The 20058-nt window shown below is 37.7% G+C and carries 14 protein-coding genes; 5 read left to right on the top strand and 9 right to left on the bottom strand.

Going from position 1 to position 20058, the window contains the following annotated elements:
• From BMF77_RS16865 to BMF77_RS16850, 4 genes are all read right to left on the bottom strand, one after another.
• Complete coding sequence (locus BMF77_RS16865; protein ID WP_053538478.1) at positions 1 to 1611, bottom strand: hypothetical protein; 1611 nt, start codon at positions 1609 to 1611, stop codon at positions 1 to 3.
• Positions 1612 to 1679: 68 nt separating this feature from the next.
• On the bottom strand, positions 1680 to 2570 hold the full coding sequence (locus BMF77_RS16860; protein ID WP_148764400.1) for a hypothetical protein: 891 nt from the start codon (positions 2568 to 2570) through the stop codon (positions 1680 to 1682).
• Positions 2554 to 3999 carry an AAA family ATPase gene (locus BMF77_RS16855; RefSeq protein ID WP_148764398.1) on the bottom strand — a complete coding sequence of 482 codons (1446 nt, stop codon included), beginning with the start codon at positions 3997 to 3999 and terminating at the stop codon, positions 2554 to 2556. Before BMF77_RS16855 ends, BMF77_RS16860 begins: the two co-directional genes overlap by 17 nt.
• A gap of 39 nt (positions 4000 to 4038) precedes the next feature.
• Positions 4039 to 4296: an antitoxin family protein gene (locus tag BMF77_RS16850; protein ID WP_246862942.1), complete on the bottom strand. Its 258-nt coding sequence runs from the start codon at positions 4294 to 4296 to the stop codon at positions 4039 to 4041.
• 256 nt (positions 4297 to 4552) lie between these two features.
• Here BMF77_RS16850 and BMF77_RS16845 point away from each other — a divergent pair, with 256 nt between their 5' ends.
• Together BMF77_RS16845 and BMF77_RS16840 are read left to right on the top strand one after the other, a co-directional pair.
• Positions 4553 to 6664 (top strand): TIGR00300 family protein, encoded by a 2112-nt coding sequence (locus tag BMF77_RS16845; RefSeq protein WP_148764394.1) that lies wholly within the window; start codon positions 4553 to 4555, stop codon positions 6662 to 6664.
• Positions 6665 to 6751: 87 nt separating this feature from the next.
• Positions 6752 to 7369, top strand: a complete 618-nt coding sequence (locus BMF77_RS16840; RefSeq protein ID WP_148764392.1) for a hypothetical protein — start codon at positions 6752 to 6754, stop codon at positions 7367 to 7369.
• Between the two features lie 42 nt (positions 7370 to 7411).
• On the opposite strand, the gene BMF77_RS16835 is transcribed toward BMF77_RS16840, so the two are convergent.
• Together BMF77_RS16835 and BMF77_RS16830 are read right to left on the bottom strand one after the other, a co-directional pair.
• The gene (locus BMF77_RS16835; protein ID WP_148764390.1) at positions 7412 to 8263 is read right to left on the bottom strand and encodes a DUF4351 domain-containing protein; all 852 of its coding nucleotides are present in this window, start codon (positions 8261 to 8263) and stop codon (positions 7412 to 7414) included.
• 766 nt (positions 8264 to 9029) lie between these two features.
• Positions 9030 to 10979 (bottom strand): bifunctional serine/threonine-protein kinase/formylglycine-generating enzyme family protein, encoded by a 1950-nt coding sequence (locus tag BMF77_RS16830; RefSeq protein WP_148764388.1) that lies wholly within the window; start codon positions 10977 to 10979, stop codon positions 9030 to 9032.
• Positions 10980 to 11088: 109 nt separating this feature from the next.
• Between BMF77_RS16830 and BMF77_RS16825 the strand changes: the two genes are divergently transcribed.
• Together BMF77_RS16825 and BMF77_RS16820 are read left to right on the top strand one after the other, a co-directional pair.
• The gene (locus BMF77_RS16825) at positions 11089 to 11865 is read left to right on the top strand and encodes a Uma2 family endonuclease (protein WP_148764386.1); all 777 of its coding nucleotides are present in this window, start codon (positions 11089 to 11091) and stop codon (positions 11863 to 11865) included.
• 77 nt (positions 11866 to 11942) lie between these two features.
• Positions 11943 to 12440, top strand: a complete 498-nt coding sequence (locus BMF77_RS16820; RefSeq protein ID WP_148764384.1) for a DUF2085 domain-containing protein — start codon at positions 11943 to 11945, stop codon at positions 12438 to 12440.
• A gap of 78 nt (positions 12441 to 12518) precedes the next feature.
• On the opposite strand, the gene BMF77_RS16815 is transcribed toward BMF77_RS16820, so the two are convergent.
• Positions 12519 to 13484 carry an N-acetylmuramoyl-L-alanine amidase gene (locus BMF77_RS16815; RefSeq protein ID WP_148764382.1) on the bottom strand — a complete coding sequence of 322 codons (966 nt, stop codon included), beginning with the start codon at positions 13482 to 13484 and terminating at the stop codon, positions 12519 to 12521.
• 163 nt (positions 13485 to 13647) lie between these two features.
• Between BMF77_RS16815 and bchH the strand changes: the two genes are divergently transcribed.
• Entirely contained in the window at positions 13648 to 17361 is a 3714-nt protein-coding gene (gene bchH, locus BMF77_RS16810; protein WP_148764380.1) for a magnesium chelatase subunit H, read from the top strand.
• Between the two features lie 13 nt (positions 17362 to 17374).
• On the opposite strand, the gene BMF77_RS16805 is transcribed toward bchH, so the two are convergent.
• Together BMF77_RS16805 and BMF77_RS16800 are read right to left on the bottom strand one after the other, a co-directional pair.
• Entirely contained in the window at positions 17375 to 18580 is a 1206-nt protein-coding gene (locus BMF77_RS16805) for an ABC transporter permease (RefSeq protein WP_148764378.1), read from the bottom strand.
• A gap of 127 nt (positions 18581 to 18707) precedes the next feature.
• Positions 18708 to 20030, bottom strand: a complete 1323-nt coding sequence (locus tag BMF77_RS16800) for an efflux RND transporter periplasmic adaptor subunit (protein WP_148764376.1) — start codon at positions 20028 to 20030, stop codon at positions 18708 to 18710.
• Positions 20031 to 20058: the final 28 nt, after the last annotated feature.

Here is a 20058-nt window from a genome sequence, read left to right as displayed (position 1 = left end):
TTAATTTACAAGGTTGATGACATTAATATTTAAGCCTGTAACGCCACTCAAGATAGCTAGAGTTCTGTTACCAAAGATGATATCAGTATCGCCAGCCGTTTGATTCAATACTAAATTAGTGGCAGAAATACCAAGTGCTTTAGCACCAAAGATACTTATAGTATCAATACCTGTCTGAAAATCTAAAATCCTATTAGGAGTTTTAGGGAGTTCAAGAGTCACAATCTGGAAATTATCAGCGCCAGCACCACCACTGATTAAATTATTACCACCTGTTTGGATAAAGAAGGTGTCGTTACCATCACCACCCAAAGCGCGGTCATTACTACCCAAGAAAAAGGTATCATTACCAGCGCCACCGGACATCCGATTACCACCTTTACCATCAGTAGCATAAAAAGTATCATTACCTAAATCGCCAAAAGTGCGATCGCTTTTACTGACATCTATCACGTCATTACCACTACCTAAGAAGACGTTATTATCACTTGCATAGGTTTTGATAGCCAGATCAACTTTGTCATCACCAGCACCAGTAAATACAATATCTGCAACTGCTTCTAAATCTTTACCCGCAACCAAGTCATCGTTTCCAGTAGTTCCAGATACCAACTGATTTTCTGTAGGGAAAAAAGTTATCCCCACAGGACGTTCAAGAACCGGGTTTGTAGGAACTAAAACCTGAAATGGACTAACAACTGAACTACTCTCACTTTCATAGCTGAGAATAGCCCCCTGTGTAGTGCTAACATTAAAACCCACAGTGAGTAAATTACCATTAGGCGCAAAAGCAAGTCCGCCAATAAAATTATTACTGGGTGACTGACTAGTTGTATAATTTGTAGAAAGAGTATTGACTAAATTCCCAGTTTCCAAATCATAGCGTTGAATACCGTTAGCAAAATCACTCACATACAAATCATTATCTTCACCCACCGCTAAACCCAGCAAACTGACAAAGTTAAAACTATCAGGTGATGGTGTGGGAGTAGCAAAGACTGTGGGAGTTGTTCCCGCTGCTAGGGAGTCGTAACGTAAAACTTGACTAGACAAACCTGCACTAAAATCAGCCTTAACCTCTCCAGTTTGAGGATTAACAGTGGCTACACTTCCTTGGGTGGTAACATAAAGACTATTTTTGATAAAGAGTAGCCCATTTGGTCCATTTAAGCTATCTTTTTTACCATTTCCTTGGGCAAAAACATCAATAAATGCCCCCGTTGCGCCATTATAGCGTAATATTTGGTCGGTTAAGAAGCTGGAAACGTAAAAATTACCATCTGATCCATAAGCAAGACCATAGGGACGAATTAAACCACCACTTTCATCTAAACTTGTATTGGGATTATCTCCCACAAATACATCAATAAAACTACCAGTTTGTCCGTCAAACCTCAATATAGAGGAACTGCCTTTTTTTGTACCACTGGCTATGTAAAGGTCACTTTTACCATCACCATTTCCGTCTGGTCCGAAGAGTAAGGTGTCAGGGTTATCAAGTCTACCCTTTTCGATAAATGTCCCCAGGGGACTGCCTGTATAGGCATCAAACATCAGAACGTTATTGCCTCTGGTGTTACCAACTAGAAACCGACTATTTTTGTTTTGCATATCTCTATAAAACTATCATGGGCTACCTCTGTAAGAATTTACCATGATATTACTGAAAAATAGGTAAATTAGTCATTAGACTCTGATATTTGATGATTTGAAAATTTTATTGCTAATCTATTTATTAAATTTAGTAATACTAATTCATCTTTGATTTTTTCTTTGTCTTCAGATTCTTGCATATTAATTTCAGTAAATTTTGTATTCGATAATAAAGTTATATAATCTGTTTTATCTGGTAATAAATAATTAATATAAATCCCTTTTCTATCCCTCTTAATTACAAAATTTCTGGAATAATAGTCATCTTCTATACGTTTTGGTAATGCTATTTTTGTTAAAATCTCTTCAATCAATAAAGCCATTGATTCAGTAATTTCTTGATGATTATATTTGTCTGTTATTTTATTTGGCTTTGAAACATAAGGATATAACTCGGCTTTATGATCATATTGAATAGGTAAAATAATAAAACCATTTGCAGCTAACTCCGCTATTTTTTTAAATGGAATTTGTGAATTGTAGGGAGTTAATAAAATTCCTTGACATTTAATTTTGAATTTAGTTGGTAAATGATCAGATATTTCATTTTGTAAAATTTCTTTCAATTTTAAAATTTGTTCAATTCCATTTTCTAAAGAGTTGTGATTCTTTCCTTTCATTTCAATAATTGTGCAAATACAAGAATTAGAATCAATATAAACAGACATATAATCTGGACGCTTTAATGCTTGATTTCTAATAAGAGGATCATTTCTTCTATCTATTTCAAACAAAATACATATAGCTTGATTTTCAGAATCTAAAGTTATCCGAAAATGTACTCCACTTTCTTTAGGAACACTTCTTCCTGGTACTGTACAGAAAACTAGGAGATTTTCTAGAAAGTTAAAATTTTGCCAGTCAAGTTTATCTTTTTTGTCTTTGAGAATTTGAGCAAAATTATTCTTCTGTTTCATCTGCTTTTTCTTGTCCTGCTTCATAAATTTCAAAAAACTTTTGTTGAATATCTACAGCAACATCACTTAAAGTATCCCATCTAATGCCATAATCTGGATCATTTAATGAAACTAATTTATTATCTTTCATTTCATAAGCACTAACTTTATCAATAGGTAAAAATGCTCTTTCATCTTGAAGATATAAAGATGAAGATTGACGTTTTAATATTTCAGGATTTTCATGATTACCATTAACTAAATTATTCAGATGTGCCATAATATAGGGACTATGGGTAGTGAGTAAAATTCTCACACCAAGATTGACAAGAATAGATAATGCTTCCAGCAGCTTTGCTTGTGATTCTGGGTGTAAGTTCATCTCTGGTTCATCTATTACCAGAAAATGACCTTTACTTGCACGATATCTTAAATATAAAAGCAATGGTGCAAGTTGTTTGACAGAAGATGAAGCATTATATATATCAATTTCTAAACCCTTTTTAACTAAAACTTTTATTTCTTTTCCACCTAGTTTAGTAGGTTTTAAATTAGTTTTATTTTTGTTTTGTAGCTGTTTTTCAATCTCATCGGCTAATTTTTGGAATTCGTTTTTATTGCTTGAATTAGTTTTGGGTATTTCTTCAAGTTCTATTTCAGATAAAAAATCTAAGAAATCTTCTACTGGTTGTGGATAACGAATATCACCTTGTTCTTTTAGTAGATCAAGTTGTCTTTCTGAACTACTGCTACTAAATAATTCTCTTTGAGTTTCTTTAAGAAGTTTATAACGCCTATTTGCTAACATTTTATAGGTATTTATAAAAGCATTTCTTTCTGCGGGAAATGGGAAGGCATTAGAAAAAAGTAATTTTTTAATAATAAGTATAAATGACAAAATTATTCTCTCGTTTAAATGATCGAATAAATCAGTTAAGCTATTATTTGCACTTGTATCTATTTCCTCAATTTCACTATCTATCTTAAAAGATAAAATATTATCTTGGCGGCTAATTTTTATAGAACTTCCACCCATTAAACTAAAAGCCTTCTGTTGAGTTAGTTGATGTATAGCATTTTCCACTTCTTGACGAGAAATCATTATTTTAAATGCTGTTTTAATAAAAAGCTTGCGACTTGAATCTTGAAAAAATGATTCTAAAGCACTTCCTTGAAAATTTTTTGCTGTTTCTTCCGCATCTTTTATAAATAAATCAAGTAGATCATTATCTATTGTCAATGACCAAGTACCTTCTCCTTGCTGATTAAGTTTTAAGTTATTAGATACATATTGGATACGTATAGTTCTACCAGCACGCTGCCACAAACCATAAGTAGAATAGGCAAGATAGGTCTTACCGGAGTTATTGGGTCCAATAATTACTGTCAGAGGACGCAAATCTAACTCTGTTTCTTGAATACTACCTAAGTTTGAGAATTTGATTTTCATTTTTCGCCTATATTCCAAATAGAAAATACCATTTTAGTATTAACAGCGTTCATGCAGCATCTCCCGTGTAAAATGAGGTGCATTTAATGGAATTGGATTTTGCTGCATTCGTGAAATTAGAAGATTGAGAAAACGTTGTTTGCTTTCTACATCGGAAATGGGAGGTGAAACAACAGAATTTGATTGGATGAGTAATTCCACTTCAGAACCTTCAGGTAAATTACAGGCTGTTTCCAAAGTGAATGTGCCGTTACGATAGATTGCTTTTAGTGTAGGGGGCATAATAGAAAACTTCATAATTTAATTATTGTAGAGCAAGTTAAGCCAATAATCAGAATCACCCATCAATTAACAAGTTAATATTGCATTCAAACACAACCATTTCTCTCCTACCTATCACATTGTCCCTAGCAGTAATAGAATAATACGATATCCTTGTAAAGCCTACCAAGAAGAGAAGGTAGAGGTTAAGTAGCAGATTTGACAGAATTGGATCACCAAAACTCTGTATCCAGAAGACATTAGTAGCATTTTAGAAGTTAGTAAGATTTTTATGGTTTCCCAAATTCGGTTTTTGATGTGCGCTCCTGACCATTATGATGTGGATTATGTGATTAATCCTTGGATGGAAGGGAATATTCATAAGTCCTCACGCGATCGCGCCGTAGAGCAATGGAATAAATTATACAATGTCATTAAAAATCACGCCATTGTTGATTTAGTTGCCCCAGAGAAAGGTTGGCCTGATATGGTATTCAGTGCTAACGCGGGTTTAGTCCTCGGTGAAAATGTGGTTCTTAGCCGCTTTTTACATAAAGAACGCCAAGGTGAAGAACCGTATTTTCAACAGTGGTTTGAACAAAATGGTTTTAATGTTTACACACTTCCCAAAGACCTCCCCTTTGAAGGTGCTGGTGATGCACTCCTAGACCGAGAAGGACGCTGGTTGTGGGCTGGATATGGTTTCCGGTCAGAATTGGATTCTCACCCCTACCTGGCTAAATGGCTGGACATTGAGGTGATTTCTCTGCGCTTAATGGATGAGCGTTTTTATCACCTGGATACCTGCTTCTGTCCTTTGGCGAATGGTTATTTGCTGTATTATCCTGGCGCGTTTGATTCCTACTCCAACCGCGTGATTGAAATGCGCGTCGCACCGGAAAAGCGGATTGCTATTGAAGAAGCTGATGCTGTCAACTTTGCTTGTAATGCGGTGAATGTGGATAGCATCGTGATTATGAACAAAACGAGTGAGAATTTAAAATCACGGTTAGCGGAAGTTGGTTTCCAAGTTATTGAAACCCCGTTAACAGAATTTCTCAAAGCCGGTGGTGCGGCTAAATGCTTGACTTTGCGGGTAACAGAACCTATTGGCGAGGAAATTCACGCTAATGCTTCTGTAGAAAGTCGTGTCATTCGCATGGAAGGACACTTGCTAGATGCAGGTTTAATTAACCGCGCTTTAGATTTAATTGTGGAAATGGGGGGAAGTTTCCAAGTTCTCAAATTCAACTTGGGAGAACAACGTCAAAGTACATCTGCGGCTGAGGTGAGGGTATCTGCACCATCTCACGAAGTGATGGAAGAAATCATCTCCCAGTTGATTGATTTGGGTGCGGTTGATTTACCCCAAGACGAACGAGATACTAGATTAGAACCTGTGATCCAAGCGGGTGTTGCTCCTGATGATTTCTATGTCAGCACGATTTATCCTACTGAAATTCGTGTAAATGGAGAATGGCTGAAGGTGCAAAATCAACGCATGGATGGGGCGATCGCTATTTCCACAACTGCTAATGGTATAGTAGCAAAATGCAAACTCCTCCGGGATTTAGAAATCGGCGATAAAGTAGTTGTGGATGTTTTAGGTATCCGCACCGTCCGCAAAGCCGAATCACGCGAACAACGCAATTCTCAAGAATTCAGCTTTATGTCTTCCGGTGTTTCCAGCGAAAGACGAGTGGAATTAGTCGTGGAACAGGTGGCTTGGGAGTTACGTAAAATTAAGGATAGCGGTGGTAAAGTAGTTGTTACGGCAGGTCCTGTGGTAATTCACACAGGTGGGGGTGAACATCTCTGTCGCTTAGTTCGAGAAGGCTATGTACAGGGTCTTTTAGGCGGAAATGCGATCGCTGTTCATGACATGGAACAAAACTTGCTGGGAACATCCCTGGGTGTGGATATGAAGCGGGGTGTGGCTGTGCGGGGTGGACACCGACATCATTTAAAGGTAATTAATACTATCCGCCGTTTTGGTAGCATTGCTAAAGCTGTAGAAGCGGGAGTGGTGAAAAGTGGGGTGATGTATGAATGTGTGAAAAATAACATTCCCTTTTCCCTCGCTGGTTCAATTCGGGATGATGGACCTTTACCAGATACGCAAATGAACTTGATTTTAGCACAACAGGAATATTCCCAAATCATCCAAGGTGCAGATATGATTTTGATGCTGTCTTCCATGCTGCATTCTATTGGGGTGGGAAATATGACTCCGGCTGGTGTGAAGATGGTTTGTGTGGACATAAACCCGGCTGTAGTGACAAAATTGAGCGATCGCGGTTCAATAGAATCTGTAGGTGTGGTGACAGATGTGGGTTTATTCCTCAGTCTGTTAACTCAGCAGTTGGATAAGTTGACGAGTCCTTATGTTGCTAATGTAGGATAAGGAATAGATCCTTTAAGATTCTCAATCTTGTGGTGCGGGCATCTTGCCCGCTAACATTTCAATATAATTGTTATTGAGGTAGGAATTATGGGAAAAATCCCAATAATTGATTCTAATCAATCCTACACCTTTGCTGATTATTTCAAATTGAATTATGAACCAGATGAAATTATAGAATATTTTGGCTATAACTTTCAATCACAATCTCTTACCTTACCCACAACTCAACAAAACTTAGAAAGATTAACAGACCTAAAAAATCGTATTGAAGAAAGTTTACCCTATATTAGTTTAACCAGTGAAACCGCCAGAAGAGAATTTTTAATTGCTCCTGTAATTATGGAACTAATTCACTATACCCATGCTAAAGTTAGAGTAGAGTATGGGTTGAATATCAACAATCAATTAAAAGGAGTTGTTGATTATTATATTAAAGCTGACAATCAATTATTAGTTATTGAAGCTAAAAATGCCGATTTAGAAAGGGGAATTGTCCAATTAGCCGTAGAATTAATTGCCTTTGATAATTGGTTTCCTATTGATCATCCTATCCTGTATGGTGCAGTTTCTATTGGTAATATTTGGCAATTTGTAATTTTACATCGGGAATCAAAAGAAATTACTCAAGATCTAAACCTTTATCGTGTCCCCAATGATTTAGAAACTTTAATGAAAATTTTAGTAGCTTTAATGAAAAATTTGTAATTATCAAGTAGGTTGGGTTTTGCAACCCAACCCCACAAATTATTAGTTCTGATGATCTTGTTGATTTAACCAAGTGACTAAATCAGCAACTTCCGAAATATTAAACAACGCCGCACCTAGATTTTCTAACTGTTCAACAGGTAAACCTTTGACTTTTTCAACTATTAAAGAATCAATTTCCCCAAACCGTTGATTAAGTAAAAACAAACAAAATTTAATTTCTCCTCTTTGTTCTCCCTTTTGTTCTCCTATTCTTTCTCCCTTCTGCAAAATGTCCTGATAAATGACTGATTCTTGCATAATATCCTCACTTAACAATTGACGAATAAAGTCTTTCTCAAATCGCAAACCTGCTAAAATCTCTGTGTAAGCTGCAATATCCTGTTTAGTCTCCCTATCTGCAATTTTAGCAACATTATTGGCAATCTGGGATAATAAGCCTTGAGGTGAATTTGTCTGTGTTAATGGTGCTAATGGTAATAATGCCAGATTATTGAGAAATAATGCTGAATCTTGTTCCCACATTCTGATTACACGATAACGGTGTCGTGTTGTTTCGTTAACATATTCTTCAGTAAAAACAATTGGATCATTTGTTTCTTGTAAGAAAATCACAACTTGGGTTACAGGAACTTGATATGTACGGATTAATCTCACTGAATAGTCTAACTCTCTAAAAGGAATCGGAGGTTTAGATTGTGGGTTGGTTTGAAATTCAATATGTAAAATGCGATTTTCTGTTTGTAGGAAGGTGACAAAATCAGCGCGAATTGGTTCTATACTCAATTCGGTTTTTAAGACTTTGATGGTTTTTGGTGCTTGGGGAAGCAACCATTTAGCAAAATCAAAGGGATATTTTTCTGCTAATAGTTTGCAAACGTTGTCAAAACTCATAGGGTTATAAAATTAAATTGTCTGAATCAGGATATCCAGGATTTAAGGATTTCCAGGATGTTTGTTTGAGTTGTGTTTTTAGGGTTTAGGAATTTATGATTAAGGTTAATATATACGATTTTCAAACATAAAATTCTCAAAATACAAATTACAAATACTCAATTTATTTAAAATAATTTAGGGATAGGGATATTACAAAAATCCTGATTCTGACAATATTGAATATTCAGTTTCACGCAAAGACGCAAAGGAAAACCAGCAATTTATCAATAACATCCTGTAAATCCTTAAATCCTGGATATCCTGATTCTGACAATATTGAATATTCAGTTTCACGCAAAGACGCAAAGGAAAACCAGAAATTTATCAATAACATCCTGTAAATCCTTAAATCCTGGATATCCTGATTCTGACAATATTGAATATTCAGTTTCACGCAAAGACGCAAAGGAAAACCAGCAATTTATCAATAACATCCTGTAAATCCTCAAATCCTGGATATCCTGATTCTGACAATATTGAATATTCATTTTCACGCAAAGACGCAAAGGAAAACCAGCAATTTATCAATAACATCCTGTAAATCCTCAAATCCTGGAAATCCTGATTCTGACAATTTAAAAAATGTGTGCTATCCTAAGCAAAGACACCACAATCGGCTTTATTGTCGAAAGAAAAAATTTTATTTTTCCGCCTAACGGCGGGGGTTAAGAAGGGAAAAGAGAAAGAAAAGAAAAGGGCAAAAGAGCAAGAGTGTAAAGGGCTACTAAGTCCTCGCCGCACCACTACATACAACCCGAAAACCAAAATGGTCGTTGTTGAGGTCGAGATAGGGGTAGTAGCGATAAGCAGAACGGCAATAGTCAGGATCGTCGTACCACGAACCACCGCGCAGCAGCTTTGTACTACTTCGCCCTGTCAATGCACTACCATCTGTAGGCGCGTTATTGTAACTATTTATATAATCATCCTGACACCATTCCCACACATTACCGTGCATATCGTACAAGCCAAAAGCGTTAGGGGGAAAAGAACCTACATCTGTGGTTTGTTGACGATACTGGCCTTTTGGTGCAGAACCATAAGTGTAATTACCATTATAGTTTACCAATTCTGGGGTAATACTTTCACCAAAATAAAACGGTGTGGTAGTTCCGGCTCTACAAGCATACTCCCATTCGGCTTCACTGGGTAATCTGTAGTATTTCTGTGTTTTTTGACTTAACTTTTCACAGAATGTAACTGCATCATTCCAACTGACTCTTTCCACTGGGCGATTATTGCCTTTGAATGCAGAAGGGTTACTACCCATGATAGCTTGATATTGTGCCTGTGTCAATTCATATTTTGCCATGAAGAAAGCAGGAACAGTAACTTGATGTTGTGGTCCTTCCTTTGAATCCCTTCCTGCTTCACTTTCCGGTGAACCCATGATAAATGTTCCCCCTGGGATTTCCACCATTTCCAATGTCACACCATTTCCTAAATCTTCTGTAAAGTATGTTGCACTTTCATTCCGTCGGTTAATGATGTTTCCGGTTGCGTCAGTGCTGACCACTTCAAAACTAAAGGTTTTCAGGTTATTTGAGGAAGTTGTATTCTCAGGAGTTGTTGTATTTTCAGGAGTTGTTGTATTTTCAGGAGTTGTTGTATCTGAAATTGAGGTTTGATTTTGCTGCCCAGAAAATAAACTTTGTCCTATAAATGCAACAGTTACACCACCTAAAGATAATCCTCCATAGATAAAAACGCGACGACCTATTGTACCATTTATTATAGTTTTAGAATTTCCCGAAGATGAATTTTTATTTCCCCCTGGAGATACAACAAATGTAGGAGGAATTTGTAAATCTTTGATGACCTCATCTGCAGATTGATACCGTTCTCGAATCTCAACTTCCAACAATTTATCCAAAACTTTACCCAATTCCTGACTCACAGAACTAGGTAAATATTGTCGCCAATTAAAACCATTTCTTGTCCATAAATTAAAAGGATTAACCCCTGTTAATAAATGAAAACAAGTTGCACCTAAAGCGAATAAATCACTGGCTGGATAAGCTTCACCACCTTCTATTTGTTCCAGTGGACTATAACCATGAGTACCTATTCGTGTTCCTATTTGGGTGTGAACTGTGGTAGTTAATTGTTTTGATGCCCCAAAATCAATTAATACCAATTTACCATCACTGGCTCGGCGCATGATATTCTGTGGTTTAATATCCCGATGAATAACCTGGCGCTCATGAATAAACTTTAAAGATGGTAATAAATCTAGTAATAATTCCCGAATTTGATTTTCGTTATATTTACCCTTTTGTTCTAATTCATCTAATAAATTCTCGCCTTTAATAAACTGTTGTACTAAATAGAGAAAACCATTATCTTCAAAATAAGCAAACAGCATTGTTATTTGCGGGTGTTCTCCTAAATCTTGTAAGCGTTTAGCTTCTTCAATAAATAATTCTGTGGCTTTTTTTAAAGCGTAAGTTCCTGACTGTTTTGGTGCAAGTTGCTTGATTACACAAATTTCATTGAGTTTCTGGCTATCTTCCGCTAAATAGGTTCTCCCAAAACCACCTTCATTAGAAAGCACCCGCAATACTCGAAAGCGACTGATTAATAATGGTATTAATGGGGTTCTGCAACTTTGACAGAACTTATTATGATCAGGGTTGATAGGCTGGGAACAATCGGGATTTAAGCAGCAAATCATAATCTGTGATAGATGACCGTATAACCTTATATAATACAATATCCAGTAATTCCGCGCTCCCTATTCTCTGATATAATACTAAATTAACAACTGCAATCCTTTAAATAGTATGAGTGAAACCCTGGCTGATATTGCTATACCACCGCAGTTTCCTGATCATACTCAACTACCAGAGTCTGATGGTACTTTCGTGAAAAACTTTCAAGAACATCCTCAAAGTATAATTATCACAGATTCAATAATTCAAACTTTACAAAAATTACATCCCGACGGACAATTTTGTATAGGTCAAGATTGTGGTATTTACTGGTGCAAAACTGAACCACCAGAAAAAGGTACAGTAGCACCAGATTGGTTTTATGTCCCTGATGTAGCACCACAATTAGCAGGTAAAATTCGCCGTTCTTATGTTTTATGGCGGGAATATATTCCCCCATTAATTGCTATAGAATTAGCTAGTGGTAATGGTGAAGAAGAAAGAGATACAACTCCTCTACCGGGTTTAAAAGAAGGTGAAAAACCTGGTAAATTCTGGGTATACGAGCGCATTATCCGCATTCCCTACTATGCTATTTATGAAGTGAATAATAGCAAATTAGAAGTTTATCATTTGGTTGATTTTTCTTACCAAAAAATGCAGCCTAACGAACGTGGACATTATCCTATTGCGCCATTAGCTGTAGAATTGGGACTATGGCAAGGAAGTTACTTAAATAATCCTGAACAACTTTGGCTACGCTGGTGGGATTTAGATGGTAATTTGTTATTGGTAGGTCAGGAAGAAGCCCAATTACAAAAATTAAGGGCTGAAAAAGCAGAAGTTAAAGCTGCACAATTAGCAGCACGTTTACGGGCAATGGGGATAGATCCAGATGATGATTTATAATCATTTTGGGTATTTTCTACCCTATAATACTAATTGCAGAAAACGAACCGCAGAGGCGCAGAGGACACAGAGAGAATATGGAAAGGGTAGTTTTGTTAAGAGGGTTACAAGTTAATTGGGTGAGTTTTTTTGCGGATTTCCTGTTAGCTGGGATGGTTTTTGGTCCCCCTCTTGCTCCTTTTTTGGCTGCGTCTGGCGTGTTTTTGCTTCCGGGGATTGCGGACATTATTTACTTTATGGGTAATCATGTATGTCCGCAGCCTACTATGGGTTTGGAGTTATCTCCACCTTTTATTATGGCGGTTTGTATGCGCTGTTATGGAACGGTATCAGGTTTATTGATGACTCGGATTTTGTATGGTTTAACTAATGGCAAAGGCGGTTTTTGGTTAAGTCAATATGGTTGGACTGGTGCGGCTTTTGCTAGTGTATTAATGATGGCTTATCCCTTGGAATTAGCAGCGCAGATCTTCGGTTTATGGGATTTTAATAATTATATTGTTACCCCTTTTGGTTTGATTACGGGTTTGGCTTGGGGTTTATTTGCTATGCCAATTTTGCATTTTCGCAGATAGGAAGAGGGAGATTTACTCCCTATTTATCAGTAGTATTCTTTGAGGAATTAGGGATCAATAAATTAAATGAAAATTTATCTAACCTACCAATTTCTGCCAAGTAATTGCCCCAATAATACCATCAGCAGTTAAACCGTTTTGTTGTTGAAATTTCTTGATTGCTGCTTGTGTTTGTGGACCATAGATACCATCAGGATCAGCACCGACACGATATTGTAAATATCTGATAATTACACCACTAGTATGAGTCCCTTGCACAACTCGTTTAGCTAATATTTGATTGATAGCATCCCAAGTAGTATTACCTGCTATTCCTGTGGGTAAAACTCCCACAATTCTCTGAAATTTTTCCGTTGCGGAAGATGTAGCTTGTCCCATGCTATTATCTTCGACTAGGGTCCGATTATTTTTATCAGTAATTTTCAGCCGATTTAAAGCTTTTTGTAGTCTGAAAATGCTCTTATCTTTATTCTGTTCTTCATCTATAACAGTATTTACAGGAGCATTAGGCACAGGATTTACAGAAGTATTTGCTACTTTACCTGTTAAGCCGGCAACTATGGCATTAGCCATTGTTTCACCATCATATAGTTGTATATCTTTGGCAGAATCAATGAAGCAACATTCTATAAGAATTCCTGGCATATTTGTTCTTCTGAGAACATACAAATGTGAGCCACTTTTAACACCACGATTAAAAAATCCCAATTTGACAATTTCATCTAATACTTTTTGGGCAATTTTTTTGCCAGCGTCGCTAATAGCAAATACTTCTGTTCCATTAGCTTGTCCATTAAAAGCATTAAAATGAATAGATACAAAAATATCTACTCGGTTACTATTGGCTTTTTCGCACCGGCTACCTAAAGATTGATTTACTGTCCTGGCACTATTCGGTTTACAGGCAATTACTGTATGTCCTAAATTTTCTAATTTAGCTATAACCTTATTACCCACTTCCATTGTTAACTTATTTTCGGATTTAATTCCCTCTGCACCACTATCGGGAGGGCAATTGTGACCAATATCAATACCGAATTTCATTTGTATCTCCTTAATTGACTTTTTTACTATGCCAAGAGTCTGCTACTGGTTAATATAGTTCCAAAAAGCATAGACATTATTTTAATCTCTAGGTAGAGATTCCCCCATTAATCTCCAAAAATGTTTAAGATCAATGTAAAGAAATATTTCGTAGCAAAAGCGCATGAAACGCATTGTCTTGATTGCTGGGTTTGAATCGTTTAACGCGGACTTGTACCGAAAAGCGGCTGATTTGGCTAATTCCCGGTGTCCAGAGTTGGATATTCGAGTATTTAGCGATCGCAATATTACCACCAATAGCACGGAAGTAGCAGCGGCACTTAAAAACGCAGATGTATTCTTTGGTAGCTTACTCTTTGATTATGACCAAGTTGTATGGTTGCGGGAGCGTGTCGCTAACATCCCTATCCGGCTCATTTTCGAGTCAGCACTGGAATTAATGAGTTTAACCAAAATAGGAGCTTTTGCGATTGGTGACAAACCCGCAGGAATGCCCAAACCCATTAAATTCATCCTGGACAAATTCAGCAACGGTAAAGAAGAAGACAAACTTGCCGGTTATATCAGTTTCCTGAAAATCGGACCAAAGTTATTAAAATTCATCCCCGTCCAAAAAGTCCAAGACCTTCGTAACTGGTTAATTATCTATGGTTACTGGAACGCCGGCGGTTCAGAAAACGTCGCTTCCCTATTTTGGACAATTGCGGAAAAATACTTAGATTTAAAAGTTGGAGATATACCCCCACCCATGGAAACCCCCGATATGGGGTTATTACATCCTGATTATCAAGGATTTTTTACATCACCCAAAGCATACTTAGAATGGTATCAAAGAAGGAGTCAGGAGTCAGGAGTCAGGAGTCAGGAGAAAGAAAGGAATAAAATTACCCAGTCCCCAATTATCGGTATTTTACTTTACCGAAAGCACGTCATCACCAAATTGCCCTATATTCCCCAACTAATCCGCTATTTTGAAAAAGCGGGTTTGACTCCCTTACCCATCTTTATCAACGGTGTAGAGGGACACGTAGCCGTCAGAGATTGGATGACCAGCGACTACGAAACCCAAGAACGTCAAAGAGGTAAAATTGCAACCCTTTCCCTTTCCGCAGAATCGGTAAAAATTGATGCCATAGTTTCTACCATTGGTTTTCCCCTGGTTGGTGGTCCGGCTGGTTCAATGGAGGCCGGAAGACAGGTGGAAGTAGCTAAACGCATTCTCACAGCTAAAAATGTCCCGTATATCGTCGCTGCACCCTTATTAATTCAAGATATTCATTCTTGGACAAGGCAAGGCGTAGGCGGTCTGCAAAGTGTTGTCTTATATGCCTTACCAGAATTAGATGGCGCAATTGATACAATTCCTCTCGGTGGTTTAGTTGGGGAACAAATTTATTTAGTTCCTGAACGAATACAGCGATTAACTAATAGAGTTAAAAGCTGGGTTTCCCTCCGCCAAAAACCTATTTCTCAACGGAAAATTGCCATTATTTTATATGGTTTTCCCCCTGGTTATGGTGCTGTAGGAACTGCTGCATTATTAAACGTTCCTCGCAGTTTAATTAAATTACTTCATGCACTGAAAGCACAGGGTTATACAGTTGGTGAAATTCCCGAAGATGGTGAAGAATTAATTCGCCAAATTAAAGCAGCAGATGAAATTAATCCCCTGGGAGAAAATAACATAAAAGACATCACAACTGTTAATGCTAGAACATTAGAAAAATGGTTAGGTTATCTTTTTACATCTCGCATTGAAAAACAATGGAAATATCTCACTGGTAGCGGCATTAAAACCTATGGAGACGAGTTTAATATTGGTGGTGTGCAATTAGGAAATGTGTGGATAGGTGTCCAGCCACCTTTGGGAATTCAAGGAGATCCCATGCGGTTAATGTTTGAAAGAGATTTAACCCCCCATCCTCAATATGCAGCTTATTATAAATGGTTACAAAACGATTTTCAAGCTGATGCAGTTGTTCATTTTGGAATGCACGGAACTGTTGAATGGTTGCCAGGTTCACCATTAGGAAATACTGGTTATTCTTGGTCTGATATTCTCTTAGGAAATCTGCCCAATCTCTACATTTATGCCGCAAATAATCCTTCAGAATCAATTTTAGCCAAACGTCGCGGTTATGGCGTGTTAATTTCTCACAATGTCCCTCCCTATGGACGCGCTGGTTTGTATAAGGAATTGGTAAATATCCGCGATTTAATTGCAGAATATCGAGAAGATCCAGAAAAGAATTATCTGTTAAAAGAAGGCATTTGTAAAAAGATAGTTGATACTGGTTTGGAGGTGGATTGTCCTTTTGATGATGCGAAAAGGTTGGGTATTCCCTTTACGCCGGAAAATGTGAGGATGTTTAGTAATCACGCTTTTGATCATTATTTGGTGAAGTTGTATGAGTATCTCCAAGTTCTCGAAAATCGTCTTTTTTCTTCTGGTTTACATACTTTAGGTGAAGCACCAAATCAGGAGGAGTTAACTGGTTATTTGGATGCTTATTTTGGGGGAGAGAATGAACCACGAAGAAGCGAAGAACACGAAGGAAGAAAAGAAGAAGAAAGAAAGGAAATTACAAGGTTATTAAATCAATCTACTGATGAGTTAACTAATCTTTTAAGGGGTTTAAATGGTGAGTTTATTCCTCCTGCACCTGGTGGGGATTTGTTAAGGGATGGTGCTGGAGTGTTACCTACGGGTAGGAATATTCATGCTTTAGATCCTTATAGAATGCCTTCTCCTGCTGCTTTTGAACGGGGTAAGGAAATTGCTAAGAAAATTATTTCTCAGTCTTTAGATGAAAATAAGAAATATCCCGAAACTGTAGCAGTTTTATTATGGGGTTTGGATGCTATTAAGACTAAGGGTGAATCTTTGGGAATTCTCTTGGAATTGGTGGGTGCTGAACCTGTGAAGGAGGGAACTGGACGCATTGTTAGATATGATTTAAAACCTCTTGCTGAGGTGGGACATCCCCGTATTGATGTGTTAGCAAATCTATCGGGTATTTTCCGGGATAGTTTTGTGAATATCATTGAATTATTGGATGATTTATTTCAACGGGCTGCGGAAATTGATGAACCGGAGGAAATGAATTTTATTAGAAAACACGCTTTGATTTTGAAAGCCCAAGGTGTGGAAAATTCTTCCGCAAGATTGTTTTCTAATCCCTCTGGTGATTTTGGTTCTTTGGTTAATGATAGAGTTGTTGATGGTAATTGGGAATCTGGCGAAGAGTTGGGGGATACTTGGGAAAGTCGCAATGTCTTTAGTTATGGTAGAAATGATAAAGGACAAGCTAGACCAGAAGTATTGCAGACATTATTAAAAACTAGCGATCGCATTGTTCAAGAAATAGATTCGGTAGAATATGGTTTAACTGATATTCAGGAATATTATGCCAATACGGGAGGTTTGAAAAAAGCTGCCGAAAAGCAAAGTGGAAAAAAAGTACAAGCCAGTTTTGTCGAAAGTTTTTCTAAAGACACCACACCCCGCAATTTAGATGATTTATTGCGAATGGAATACCGAACTAAGTTATTAAATCCCAAATGGGCTGACGCAATGGCTAATCAAGGTTCTGGTGGTGCTTTTGAAATTTCTCAACGTATGACGGCTTTAATTGGTTGGGGTGGTACTGCTGATTTTCAAGATGATTGGGTTTATGATCAAGCCGCAGAAACTTATGCTTTAGATCCAGAAATGGCCGAAAAATTACGCAAAGCCAATCCTGAAGCTTTTAGAAATATTGTGGGGAGAATGTTGGAAGCATCGGGACGCGGTTTATGGCAAGCTGATGGAGATAAGTTGGATAAGTTGCGAAAGTTATATGATTTGACTGATGAGGAATTGGAAGGAGTGACGTAAAAAATCTCAATAATCACCCACTTCTTAGGGCAACAATTGGGTCTAACATTGCTGCTTGTCGGGCCGGAAATACACCAAAAATCAAGCCTATACTCCCGGATATTCCCACCGCGACAACAATCGCATATAGAGGAAATTGAGGAGTCAAAGGCGTGAAGAAGGCTAACGGCATAGTTCCCCCAACTCCTACAATTATGCCCAGCAGACAGCCAGAGAGAGAGAGAATAATTGCCTCAATTAAAAATTGCGCTAAAATATCATTCTGAGTTGCCCCAACTGCCTTACGCAACCCAATTTCTTGAGTACGTTCAGTCACAGAAACTAACATAATATTCATAATACCAATCCCCCCCACTAACAAAGAAATAGCCGCAATTAAAGCTAATAATAATGACAAAACACCAGTTACCTGAACTACCAATTCTTGAAACTTCTTATTAGCAAAAACAGCCACATCTTTTTTCCCATGTAGTCGAGCCAGAATATTAGTAATTTGAAAACCTGCGGCGCGAATACTATCTCTATTTTTGGCAGTCACTAAAATATAACTGAGAGGAATATCAGATATTGATCTGCGTCCCACTAACCTATTAGCAAATGTTGTGAGGGGAACAATAGCAGTTTGATCAGAATTTTCCCCACCAAATGCACCCTTTGATTGCAATAAACCAATAACTTGAAACGATATATTATTAATAAGAACTTCTTGCCCTACAGGATTTTCATCGCCGAAAAGTTTCCGACTAGTTTCTGCACCCAAAACAGTAACTTGAGCCTGTTCTTGCTGTTGTATTTGGTTAAACATTCTGCCAGTGACAAGAGTAAGATTCTGCACAGCAAGCAAATCAAAGGTAGTGCCTTTAACAGTTGTTGATGTTAACTTGTTATTAAAACTAATTGGCATTTTTTGCTCATCTATAGGCGCAACCTTGCTAACACTAGGAACTTGAGCTTTAATTGCTTCTGCATCTGATAACACCAATTGAGCATCAGGAAATTTCATGCCTTCATCATCTTCAAAAGTGCTATATACCGTCAGTTGATTTGCTCCAAACGCCTCAAGTTTACCCAACACAAGATTCTGTGCGCCCTGTCCAATCCCAATCATACTAATAACTGAAGCATTGCCAATAATTATTCCCAACATAGTTAATCCGCTACGGAGTTTATTAGCAGCGAGAGTTGCAAAAGACATGTTCACACTTTCTAACAAATTCATAATTCATAATCCCTTCCCAGCATAAAATTACTTAATTTCTTCCTTCTTTCTTCTTCCTTCTTTCTTCGTGTTCTTCGCTCCTTCGTGGTTCATTTAATCAATATTCTTCCAGTAAAAAGAGAGTAGGCTAAGATCCAGTAACACGATCAATACCATCAATTAATTGATTAGCTGGTGGTTGAATAAAAACCCGTTCACCCTCAGAAAGCCCGCTCAAAATTTGCGTTTTATCACCAGAAGTAATTCCTACCTGTACAGGATGAAATTTTGCTTGATTATCTTTATCTGGTAACAGTACACCCACCTGCCCTCCCTTCCCAGAAACCACCGCAGCCGAAGGAATAACCAAGGCATTGCGAATGTCATTCACCAAAAAAGTTAACTTCACATTTAGCCCTACCTTGAGTTTATCTTGACCCGTTGCCAAAGCAATCTTGACTCGCATAAAAGTGACATTTTCTTCCTTAACTCCTCTAGGAGCAATCAAACGGACTTTCCCTTGAAAAACTTGATCAGGAAAAGCATCAAGGCGAATTTCTACAGGCTGATTTTTCTGAATTTGCGCCATATTCACTTCGGGAACTTTAGCTTCTATTTCCAAACCACTGGATAATTCAGCAATGGAGGCACTAGTTCCCCCTTCATTGGTAGAAACAGAAGTATTTGGAGTTACGAAGTCACCTGCTTGGGCAAAACGTCGGGTAATTAAGCCAGCAAAAGGGGCGCGAATGAAAGTATTTTCTAACTGATTTTCGTAAAATTGTAATTGGGCAGTTGCTTGAGCTACTTCAGCACCAGCTTTGGTAATTTCCTCAGTTTGATAACCGGAAAGTAGTTTTTTCACTTGTTGTTGGGCAGATATCAGACTAAATTTAGCTTGTTGTAAGTTATCCCTAGCGCTTTTTTCTTCGTTCAAGACGGCATCTAAATCATCACGGGATACTGCTCCTTGAGATGTAGGATATTGCCTGCGCTTGACTCGTTGAGAGGCTAATGCCAAGCGAGATTGAGCTTCCCTCACTTGCGCCGTGTACTTACGCACATCAGCTTGAGCTATGGCAATTTCTTCCGGTCTGTAACCCTTACGCTTTTCTTGTAATTCGGCTTTTGCCTTCCATAACAGCGCTCGATACTGATTCACCTGGGCTTGAAAGGCTTGACGCTCCATTTCTGCGATTAATTGTCCTTTTTGGACAGAACTACCTTCATCTACATAGAGTTTGGCAATTCGACCGGCTTCTCTTGGGCTAATATTAATTTTGCGAACTGGTTGGACAACTCCATTGGTTTTGATTTTAATGTTTAAGTTGCTGGTAGTGACAGGGACTGTTAAATCTGTAATATCTTTTTTACTGGGTTGATACCAATGGCTGTAGTAAGCAATACCCATTCCAGATAAACTCAGTGCGGTCAGCCCAATTAGCGAAGGAATCGGATTTTTGATGTTCATGACTGATGGAATAACGAACCACAGAGGC

It is taken from the genome of Dolichospermum sp. UHCC 0315A, assembly GCF_008121535.1.
In the GTDB taxonomy this organism is placed as follows: Bacteria; Cyanobacteriota; Cyanobacteriia; order Cyanobacteriales; family Nostocaceae; genus Dolichospermum; species Dolichospermum lemmermannii.
Note: the sequence above shows the minus strand (reverse complement) of the source record. Positions and strands in the feature narration are given on the sequence as shown.

Bases quoted from the DNA above. Each gene is read 5' to 3' on its own strand.
- BMF77_RS16865 (WP_053538478.1), bottom strand. From the start codon at position 1,611: ATGCAAAACAAAAATAGTCGGTTTCTAGTTGGTAACACCAGAGGCAAT.
- BMF77_RS16855 (WP_148764398.1), bottom strand. From the start codon at position 3,999: ATGAAAATCAAATTCTCAAACTTAGGTAGTATTCAAGAAACAGAGTTA.
- BMF77_RS16815 (WP_148764382.1), bottom strand. From the start codon at position 13,484: ATGAAATTCGGTATTGATATTGGTCACAATTGCCCTCCCGATAGTGGT.
- BMF77_RS16805 (WP_148764378.1), bottom strand. From the start codon at position 18,580: ATGAATTTGTTAGAAAGTGTGAACATGTCTTTTGCAACTCTCGCTGCT.
- bchH (WP_148764380.1), top strand. From the start codon at position 13,648: ATGAAACGCATTGTCTTGATTGCTGGGTTTGAATCGTTTAACGCGGAC.
- BMF77_RS16825 (WP_148764386.1), top strand. From the start codon at position 11,089: ATGAGTGAAACCCTGGCTGATATTGCTATACCACCGCAGTTTCCTGAT.
- BMF77_RS16860 (WP_148764400.1), bottom strand. From the start codon at position 2,570: ATGAAACAGAAGAATAATTTTGCTCAAATTCTCAAAGACAAAAAAGAT.
- BMF77_RS16800 (WP_148764376.1), bottom strand. From the start codon at position 20,030: ATGAACATCAAAAATCCGATTCCTTCGCTAATTGGGCTGACCGCACTG.
- BMF77_RS16830 (WP_148764388.1), bottom strand. From the start codon at position 10,979: ATGATTTGCTGCTTAAATCCCGATTGTTCCCAGCCTATCAACCCTGAT.
- BMF77_RS16820 (WP_148764384.1), top strand. From the start codon at position 11,943: ATGGAAAGGGTAGTTTTGTTAAGAGGGTTACAAGTTAATTGGGTGAGT.
- BMF77_RS16850 (WP_246862942.1), bottom strand. From the start codon at position 4,296: ATGAAGTTTTCTATTATGCCCCCTACACTAAAAGCAATCTATCGTAAC.
- BMF77_RS16840 (WP_148764392.1), top strand. From the start codon at position 6,752: ATGGGAAAAATCCCAATAATTGATTCTAATCAATCCTACACCTTTGCT.
- BMF77_RS16845 (WP_148764394.1), top strand. From the start codon at position 4,553: ATGGTTTCCCAAATTCGGTTTTTGATGTGCGCTCCTGACCATTATGAT.
- BMF77_RS16835 (WP_148764390.1), bottom strand. From the start codon at position 8,263: ATGAGTTTTGACAACGTTTGCAAACTATTAGCAGAAAAATATCCCTTT.